The following is a 9,298-nucleotide window of genomic DNA, read 5'->3' on the forward strand; positions in this document are numbered from 1 at the left end:
TTATCGACCCCCAGTTTAACTGGGGGTTTAGTCATGCCTATTCGGCGTGCAATAAGAAAAGCTGTGCATCACAAGGTATGCACAGCTTTCATTATCATATAAACCCTATTCTGGTAAAGATACGTTTTCTAAGTTTGTTTTCTCGATTGATTCAATATCACCTTTATCGCAAAGATTTGCAATAGTTGGATCAATTGGCAAACGATTTAACAATAATAGACCGTATTTTTGAAGGATTTCTTCAATGTGGCTTTCACCAAAAATTTGATAATCCTTACCGTTATCTGGGCAATGGAAGTAAGAGTAGTTTTCCACTACACCAATAATAGGCACTTGCATTAAATCAGCCATCTTAACTGCTTTTTCAACAATCATAGATACCAAGTCTTGAGGAGAAGTAACAATGATGATACCGTCCAGTTTCAAAGATTGATATACGGTAATCGCTACATCGCCTGTTCCTGGTGGCATATCAACGAATAAATAGTCAATGTCTTTCCAAATAACATCACTATAAAATTGTTTTACAACATTACCCAAAATAGGACCACGCCATAAAACAGGATCTGTATCGTTTTCCAAAAGAAGGTTAACAGACATAACGTCAATACCACCTTTTGATTTTACCGGATACATACCAATTTCGTCAGCATATGCTTTTTCCTTGATACCAAACATTTTAGGAATAGAAGGACCTGTAATATCTGCATCAAGAATACCAACTTTGTAACCTTTACGCGCCATAGTAATGGCCATTAAACTTGTAACGGAGGATTTACCTACGCCACCTTTACCGGATACTACACCGATTACATGTTTAACAGAACTAAGCTCATGTAATGGAGCTGTAAAATCTTGAGGTTGTTGAGGAGCGCCGCCACCGCAACCAGAAGATTGAGATGGGCATCCGCCACAATCACTGCTGCTACCGCAACCCATAGTAAACACCTACTTTCTTTGAGGAACTTCCTCATATCTATATGTAAAACTTTTTTTCTATATGGTAGATACAATGCATCTACTGTTACATTGTATCATGTCACATCAAACTTTATCAATATATTACTCGCCACAGAATTCTTTAGTTAAAGCCCCAAGGATTTCCATTCCTTTTGTAATTTCTTCTACAGTTGGCACAGTATAACTTAGACGGAATGCATGGCCTTCCCCTGCACCATCTGCAGCAAAGGCACCACACTTAATAATACCTACATTACGGTCCATACATACTTCAAAAAACTCGTCACAATTTACATCTTCAGGCATCGTCATCCATGCAAACATACCACCTGTAGGTTGTGTTAACTTAACTTTAGAACTTGCATACTTTTTAAAAGCATTTAGCAAGGCCTCACATTTTGTTTTATAAACTTTACGTACATTTTCTAAATGAGCATCATAGTCGATTGTATCGAGCACGTTAGCTACAACCTTTTGTGTAACTAATGGCATTTGACCTGCTGTATTATTTTTTAAAGCTTGAATTGCTTCTATTACCTTAGCTGGACCGAATAGAAATCCTACGCGCAAGCCAGCAGACAATGTTTTAGAATAAGAACCTGCATAAAGAACACGATTTTCAGTATCAAAAGATTTAAATGTTGGAATGTACTCACCAGCAAACCGAATTTCACCATATGGATCATCTTCATAGATGAATAAATCATATTTAGATGCAATGGCATAAATTGCTTTACGGCGTTCCAATGGCATTGTAATACCTGTTGGATTTTGGAAGTTTGGAATGAGATAAATATATTTACCTTTACCAGATTGCGCTACTTTTTCTAACTCACTAGGAATCATACCATATTCATCAGTTTTAATGCCTAATGCCTTACCTCCCATATTACGTACGGAATTAATGGCGCTAGTAAAAGTAAATTCATCCATATATACTTCATCACCAGGTTCCAATACAGTAATCGGTACAAGACCTAATAGCTGACCAGCACCGTTAGATATAATAAGGCCTTGTCCTTCTGGATTCATCTTATGTGCTTTTACAAGACGATCTAATGTCAATTCTGCTAATCGTGCATCACCTTGCATTGGACCATATTGTAAAAGGCTCATTGGATTAGAATGAACTACTTCATCAAATGCCTTTTCAATGATGTCTACAGGAATTGCTTCAGGTGCTGGGTTACCAATACCAAAGCTAATAAAGCCTTCTACACCTACACCACGCTCAAATACTTCACGAATAAAATTTGGACCTTTTAATGTTACACGTTCAGGAAGAGAAAAACTCATATAATCGCCTCTTTCATATATTAGTGGAAAATATTTTTATTTGATTAAATTTAATTATTTATGTTACTCATTGGGATCATGTTCTTGTTCCGCATTCTTCTTGTTAATATAGTTCTTATATATCTTCCAAAGAATAAAGTATACAATACCGGCAACAACAACAATAATTCCTAATCTTCCCATATTCTCTTGGAAGTTAACGATATCCGTACCAATAGCTACTTCAAGAGCTGTAGATGGGAACTTGCCAATTAAGTTTGCTAAAATATAATCTCTCGGTTTAATTTTACTAATAGCACCTAGTGCTGTAATCACACCAGACGGGAAATATGGTAAAGATCGAGCAAATAACATGACCACAAAACCATTTTTACCAGAGAAGTCATCTACTTTCATCAATACCTTACTCTTAGCAATCAACTTATCCGCTGTATCACGTAAGAAGTAACGCATAATATAAAAGCTAATAACTACGCCTATCGTTTCGGCAAGCCAAGAAATAATTATGCCTGGCCACATTCCAAAAACTAAACCGTTTGCAGTAGATATAAAGATAGATGGCAAGAAACCTACTGCATTGACAAAAATATCAAGGAGCATACTTACGAGCATAGCCATAGGGCCAAAGCCTTGAATATACTCAGCAATTTCATCCATAGATCCACTCGTCGCTAGATGCCACATAGTAGGATAAAATGTAGGATCTACTACATTGATAGCAATTAATAAAACGACAAAACCAATACCTGCTATTAATTGTACCCATCCTTCACCAGAAGGCTTTAATTTTCTTGTACTCATATATACCTCGTTTTTATAAAAAACTAGTTCCATTATATCACGGATTCTATAGAACTGTTATATAAGAACACATATAGTTTATTTTTATAGATACGTATAATTACATTAGCATAAAAATTATTGAAAGATGTATAATACTATTATAATTAGAATATTATTAGTGAAAGAAGGTATATTATGGTATCAGCAGGTCAAACAGCTACCGCAACAGTAATAGTTACAGAGTCCAATATTGCTAAAACAATGAAATCTGGTTCTTTGGAAGTTTTTGCTACACCAGCTATGTGTGCTTTAATGGAAGAAGCCGCTCAAGCAGCCGTACAACCATATTTAGAAGAAGGTGAAGGCACGGTAGGTATTGCTCTATCCATAACCCATGAAGCACCTACTCCACTTGGTGCAACAGTAACGGCTAAAGCTACAGTTAGCGCCGTAGAAGGACGTAAAATTACATTTAACATTGAAGCCTCCGATGGTGTTGGTATTATTGGACGAGGAACTCATGAACGTTTCGTTATTAATAACGAAAAATTTATGGCTAAAGTAGCAAGTCGTGCAAAAGCAAACTAATAACCTATTGTTTTGAAAAGAACAGAATAAAAATAAAACGGCATTTATCAAAAGATAGATGCCGTTTCTATTTACATGTTAAGTTAAATAATCTACTAAAAGATTAGCAAATTTTAACTACCCAGCCTTCAGGTGCTTCAATTTCACCATGTTGAATACCAAGTAATGTGTCATATAATTTTTTAGTGATAGGACCCATGTCATCCATACCAGCAGGAACATTAATAGTACCTTCTGGAGTATCGATTTGACCTACTGGAGAAATAACAGCAGCAGTACCGCAAAGACCAATTTCAGCAAAGTCTTTTAATTCATCTTTATGAACAGGACGATGTTCTACTGTCATACCAAGGTAATGTTCTGCTACATACATCAAGGAACGACGTGTAATGGATGGCAAGATGCTATCAGATTTAGGTGTTACTAATTTACCATCTTTGGTAATGAAGATGAAGTTAGCACCACCAGTTTCTTCTACATGTGTACGAGTAGCCGCATCAAGATACATATTTTCAGCATAACCTTTGCTATGAGCGTCAGTAATAGCATACAAACTCATCGCATAGTTTAAACCAGCTTTAATATGGCCAGTACCATGAGGAGCCGCACGATCAAAATCAGTGATACGAATTTTAATTGGTTTAGCGCCACCTTTGAAATAAGGACCTACTGGAGTGGTAAATACACGGAATTGATATTCATCAGCAGGTTTTACACCAATAACGGAATTTGTACCCATCATATATGGGCGAATATAAAGGCTTGCACCATGACCATAAGGAGGAACAAAGTCTTTGTTAGCTTTTACCACTTCTTTTACAGCTTCAATAAAACGACCTTCCGGTAATGTAGGCATTACAAGACGTTCACAAGAGTGATTCAAGCGTTCTGCATTTAAATCTGGACGGAAACATACAATATGACCATCTTTTGTGTAGTATGCTTTCAAACCTTCAAAGACAGTTTGAGCGTATTGGTATACGCCAGCACATTCATTAAGAGTAACGTTAGCATCAGTAATTAAACCGCCTTCGTCCCATTTACCATCTTTATAAGTAGTCAAATAACGGTAATCAGTTTCTACATAACCAAAACCGAGATTGTCCCAATCGATATTCTTGCTCATAACAATAACCTCCATTTATATTTATTTACTTTTAATCTTATCACTATCATCTAGTAATTTCAATAGATTCTATAGAGAGGATGTGCTACCTATATTATGAAAACACATTATTTTATAAATGCAACATAATATAAATCATCAGCCATATAATTATTACGCTTATAAAACATTTTTTATAGGTATAGATTCTCATCTATTTATATTATAATAATCTTTAGATACACATATCCTACCCTACTAGGAGGTTACTATTATGAACAAAAATAAACATTCTTTAATTCCTAATCTTAAAAGTATCATATGTATTGGTCTTAATTATGCTGATCATATTGCAGAAACAAGTCTAGCAACTCACGATTTTCCGGAAATCTTTATGAAAACCTCTAATGCTCTAGCAAGCAATCACGATACGATTACAATAGATGATGAATCCTTGCATTATGACTACGAAGGCGAACTCGTAATCATCATCGGGAAATCTGGCAAACATATTACTAGAGAACACGCTAAAGAGCATATCCTAGGCTACACAATTGGTAACGATGTGTCCGCCCGTAATTTACAGTTTAGAGGTTCTCAGTGGATTCTTGGCAAATCCCTTGATAACTTTGCCCCTATAGGTCCTACTATTGTTTCTCCTGATAATTTTGACTTTGAAAGTGCTACTATTACGACAACAATCAATGGTGAAATACGTCAACAAGCCAAACTAGACCAAATGATTTTTAAGCCTTATGACATAATTGCCTTTCTATCATCCTATATGACACTCCAAGAAGGCGATATTATCTTTACAGGCACACCTAGTGGTGTAGTATTAGGTAAAAATGAAAGTAAATACTCTTGGTTAAAGCCAGGAGATACTGTGTCCGTTACAATTAGCGGTATCGGTACACTAGAAAACAAATTTATATAATGAAATAGAAATATAGAAAAAGAGATTACATTGGCGTATCCCATCACCAACTGTAATCTCTTTTTATATTAGCTCAGTTTTATATTTATCATATATTAGCTCAGTATTATATTCATCATATATGACCTTACCTAGCACACATTATTTATGTTTTCCTTCAAGTTCTAGCATATATTTCTTTCGTTCAATACCCCCTGCATAGCCAGTTAGTTTACCATTACTACCAATAACACGATGGCATGGAATTATAATAGAAATAGGATTATGGCCCACGGCACCGCCTACGGCTTGAGCAGAGAATGTTTCTTTACCTTGTTGCTCAGCAATGTATTTGCCAATATCTCCATATGTTGTAGTTTCACCATAAGGAATTGTTTGTAATATAGACCACACAGACTTACGGAACTCTGTTCCTTCTAGCTGAATTGGTGGTGTGATAAATGGCTTTTTACCATTAAAGTATTGGTCTAGCCACATAATGGTTACTTCAAATGGACCTGTTACCTGTTCTATATACTCCGTATCATCAAAACTTGGTGCATGAGCTTCATCAATAAAAAATAAATCTGTTAAGTATGATAATGTACCAAGCATAACCATAGTTCCTAATGGGCTTTCATAGGTGTATTTATAATTCATAGTACATTATCTCCTTCTTAAACTAACAAATCATTCATAACCTTTTGTATGTCATTATTAAATGATACAGTATTTTTATGAATTTAAAAAGTATTGTAAAAAACTGCTAACATATATATTTTATGCTAGCAGTAACTTTACAGAAATTATATACTCTTCAATATTAAGGTCTTACAAAAGCTTGACCACCATGGTTGACAAGGACATCCCCATCTAGCACCTTTGTAGTAACGTTTTGTAGGCTACCTTGGATTTGGCTCATCATGAATCGATAACCAGGACTATTCAAATGTTTTGTTAAGGCGTCTTGATCACTATAAATTTGGATAACATACCAATGATTTTTTACATTTCTTTCACGAAGTACATAACCGGCCTTATATCCCGCATCATCGCGTACGGCCCGTTCAATATTGAGTTGGTATTGACGTTGCACTGTATCGATATCATTGCTATTCACAGTAAACTCTGTTAATGTCACTACTGCTTTACCATCATTGACAATAGATACAGCATCTTTTTTCTCAAACAATAGTACAGACTGTACATCGTACATTTTACGATTTGTTAATTTAGAACCTACTTCATTAACAAAGGCTTGATAATGATCAGATTTGCGATGTGTTTCAATAGCAGCTAAATCTTTATAAACCTCTACTACATAAGACTCAGATGGATTACCTTTTACATGGGCTACATTCATAGATAATGTATTAGGTTCTTTCTCCATAGATGCTGTTAGATTGGCAACACCTGCACTGTTATATGTGCCCTGTAACTCTGTAGGCACTACATAGCGATACATGCCTACACTAGGTGCTGTATCTAAACCTTCATCACGTTCCATAACAAGCGCTGCAAAGGACGTGCTCACACCTAATACAGCAATCGCAGAGGTTACAAGAATACGTTTTAACAATTTTCTATTCATACATGCTCCAGTTCGACTAAATTACAATGTAATATATTCTACTATTGTACCATGTTCTTCAATAAGTTTAACTAAGTCTTTTCCCTGTAGCCATACGGTAGCATCATTTTGATTTGGATGTATACCAATTAGATTATCTTTATAATCCGCATCAATGTAGTAATGTACCTTACAGTCTTCATCGTGGAGCAAACAGAATGGAGATACGTGACCTGGTTTAATCTTCAAAATATCCCATAGCTCTTCTTCGGAACCAAAGGAAATCTTCTTAAGCTTATGATCCTTACGGAACTGTTTTAGATCCACACGCTTAGATCCACGAACGGTAATCAAATAATAATGTTCCCGTTTATGGTCTCGAATGAATAAATTCTTCGCATCCCACTCAGGATATGGCAACTCTACATTGGGCTTATCATCCATACTAAATAACGGTGCGTGATCCGTAATCTCAAAATCGATATGATGGTCACGTAGGCAATCATATACACCTTGTTTATCTAACATGTAATACCTCTAATATAATTTGGTGAAAATAAACATCATAGTGAAAGCAACTATACATGTTAATTATACACCAATCTTATTCTGAGACTGTATAGATTCCATCAAATAGAATTTAAAATAATAACTTATAACAAAACAGCTATTTACTAGCTGCCAAGCCATACGACAAATACAGGAGTACCTTCATCATCAGAAACATCGTCGGCATCGTCAGCATCGAATTCGTGATCATCATAGGCTAGGTTTTCAAAGAATACATGATCACCGAGCTCTTTATTGGCCATTGTGTTATGTATCTTGAAAAGAATCTCTTCAGTAGTAAAGTACTGTCCATTATCTGCTTTGAAGCGAGCATAGATTTCTACTTGCCACATACCGTCTTCTTTATCATATTCTTCTAATTCATCGTCTTCATATAAGTATTCATTAGGATGAAGCTGACTTTTACTTTCAATCCAAGCTTCATAGCTTACAAGAATTTCAGGCTCTACTAATGGCGGTAATGTATCAGGATTAACATTATGCTCTTCTAAGCATTCATAAAACGCCTTATCGAACTCTTCTCTAGTATAGGTAGTTTTATTAAAAACCCAAGGAATTCCCTTAAACTCATGATAGTAACCTTCATATATTTTATTACCATCTTTATCAGTACCGAGATATTCAATCTGCTCAGTATTCTCATCCTTGTTAAACAGTTTTTTTATGGCATCAAAAATCATAGGATAATCCTCCTTGTCACCCTTTGAACTAATAGAGTTTACTGAGTACTCTACTACTTCACAACACCAAACTAATCTACTTGTCTAAAGTAGCTCTTTCGCTATTTTTATAGCAATATATCAGCCATCAATAGCAAAGTAATTTAAATCTTCAAACTCATCGTCCCAAAATTCAAAGATAAATATATGCGTATAATCAAAGGTTTGTTCACAATAGGTGACAGTACCATCTTCTATTTCAATTTTAGGCACACCTATTCGCGCTTTCACATCATCTATAGTAATAGATTCACCATACATTTCTTGTATGTCTTCAAGCATAAAAGCAGCAATCTTATCAATGCTTCAATTTCAAATTACTAAAATACTTTCTCAAAATTTTACACGAAGGCTATATAAAATAACGTAGCCCAAAGCACAAAAGTATATACTTTCTAAGTATATAGCAAAAGCCCTTCGCATAAGCGAAGGGCTAATATATTATGTCTCTATTAGTTAGCTACCACAACATGTATAGAATACAGGTATACCGTCTTCGTTATCTATGAGACCATACCCTTCACATTCATGTCCTTCGTATTCGATGCCTTCAAAGAATACATGATCGCCCAATTCTTTATTGGCCATCAAATTGTGCAATTTAAAGAGCAATTCTTCTCTAGTAAAATATGTACCATTATCTGCAACAAGATGGGCCATAATTTCTACTTGCCACATACCATCTTCTTTATCTTCTTCGAATAACTCTTCATCGGTAACACGTTCATTATCAAAGAGTTGGTCTTCACTTTCAATCCAAGCTTCATAGGTTACTAGAATTTCAGGTTCTT

At 35.3% G+C, this 9,298-nt stretch carries 11 protein-coding genes and 1 pseudogene; 2 read left to right on the forward strand and 10 right to left on the reverse strand.

Annotation, left to right across the window (positions count from 1 at the left end):
• Window positions 1–105: 105 nt before the first annotated feature.
• The 3 genes from RWP19_RS09295 to RWP19_RS09305 all read right to left on the reverse strand — a co-directional run bounded on the left by RWP19_RS09295 (window position 106) and on the right by RWP19_RS09305 (window position 3,057).
• Window positions 106–939 (reverse strand): Mrp/NBP35 family ATP-binding protein, encoded by an 834-nt coding sequence (locus RWP19_RS09295; RefSeq protein ID WP_295208385.1) that lies wholly within the window; start codon window positions 937–939, stop codon window positions 106–108.
• 123 nt (window positions 940–1,062) lie between these two features.
• The gene (locus RWP19_RS09300) at window positions 1,063–2,256 is read right to left on the reverse strand and encodes a PLP-dependent aminotransferase family protein (RefSeq protein ID WP_314357418.1); all 1,194 of its coding nucleotides are present in this window, start codon (window positions 2,254–2,256) and stop codon (window positions 1,063–1,065) included.
• A 63-nt stretch (window positions 2,257–2,319) separates the two neighbouring features.
• Complete coding sequence (locus RWP19_RS09305) at window positions 2,320–3,057, reverse strand: TVP38/TMEM64 family protein (protein WP_314357419.1); 738 nt, start codon at window positions 3,055–3,057, stop codon at window positions 2,320–2,322.
• Window positions 3,058–3,234: 177 nt separating this feature from the next.
• On the opposite strand from RWP19_RS09305, the gene RWP19_RS09310 reads away from it, so the two are divergent.
• Window positions 3,235–3,627, forward strand: coding sequence for a thioesterase family protein (locus RWP19_RS09310; protein WP_295287018.1), 393 nt, complete (start codon window positions 3,235–3,237; stop codon window positions 3,625–3,627).
• Between the two features lie 103 nt (window positions 3,628–3,730).
• Here RWP19_RS09310 and RWP19_RS09315 read toward each other — a convergent pair whose 3' ends face one another.
• Entirely contained in the window at window positions 3,731–4,753 is a 1,023-nt protein-coding gene (locus tag RWP19_RS09315; protein ID WP_295208375.1) for a branched-chain amino acid aminotransferase, read from the reverse strand.
• A gap of 253 nt (window positions 4,754–5,006) precedes the next feature.
• Between RWP19_RS09315 and RWP19_RS09320 the strand changes: the two genes are divergently transcribed.
• Complete coding sequence (locus tag RWP19_RS09320) at window positions 5,007–5,669, forward strand: fumarylacetoacetate hydrolase family protein (RefSeq protein ID WP_314357420.1); 663 nt, start codon at window positions 5,007–5,009, stop codon at window positions 5,667–5,669.
• Between the two features lie 141 nt (window positions 5,670–5,810).
• On the opposite strand, the gene RWP19_RS09325 is transcribed toward RWP19_RS09320, so the two are convergent.
• From RWP19_RS09325 to RWP19_RS09350, 6 genes and pseudogenes are all read right to left on the reverse strand, one after another.
• Window positions 5,811–6,308, reverse strand: coding sequence for a methylated-DNA--[protein]-cysteine S-methyltransferase (locus RWP19_RS09325; RefSeq protein ID WP_314357421.1), 498 nt, complete (start codon window positions 6,306–6,308; stop codon window positions 5,811–5,813).
• Between the two features lie 163 nt (window positions 6,309–6,471).
• Window positions 6,472–7,239 carry an antibiotic biosynthesis monooxygenase gene (locus tag RWP19_RS09330; protein WP_314357422.1) on the reverse strand — a complete coding sequence of 256 codons (768 nt, stop codon included), beginning with the start codon at window positions 7,237–7,239 and terminating at the stop codon, window positions 6,472–6,474.
• Window positions 7,240–7,260: 21 nt separating this feature from the next.
• Window positions 7,261–7,746: a YbaK/EbsC family protein gene (locus RWP19_RS09335; protein ID WP_314357423.1), complete on the reverse strand. Its 486-nt coding sequence runs from the start codon at window positions 7,744–7,746 to the stop codon at window positions 7,261–7,263.
• 146 nt (window positions 7,747–7,892) lie between these two features.
• Complete coding sequence (locus RWP19_RS09340; protein WP_314357424.1) at window positions 7,893–8,468, reverse strand: hypothetical protein; 576 nt, start codon at window positions 8,466–8,468, stop codon at window positions 7,893–7,895.
• Window positions 8,469–8,588: 120 nt separating this feature from the next.
• On the reverse strand, window positions 8,589–8,789 hold the full coding sequence (locus RWP19_RS09345; RefSeq protein WP_314357425.1) for a hypothetical protein: 201 nt from the start codon (window positions 8,787–8,789) through the stop codon (window positions 8,589–8,591).
• A 174-nt stretch (window positions 8,790–8,963) separates the two neighbouring features.
• Window positions 8,964–9,298 (reverse strand): annotated as a pseudogene (locus RWP19_RS09350) (SMI1/KNR4 family protein); the annotation flags it as partial.

The organism is uncultured Veillonella sp., from assembly GCF_963522475.1.
GTDB lineage: Bacteria > Bacillota > Negativicutes > Veillonellales > Veillonellaceae > Veillonella.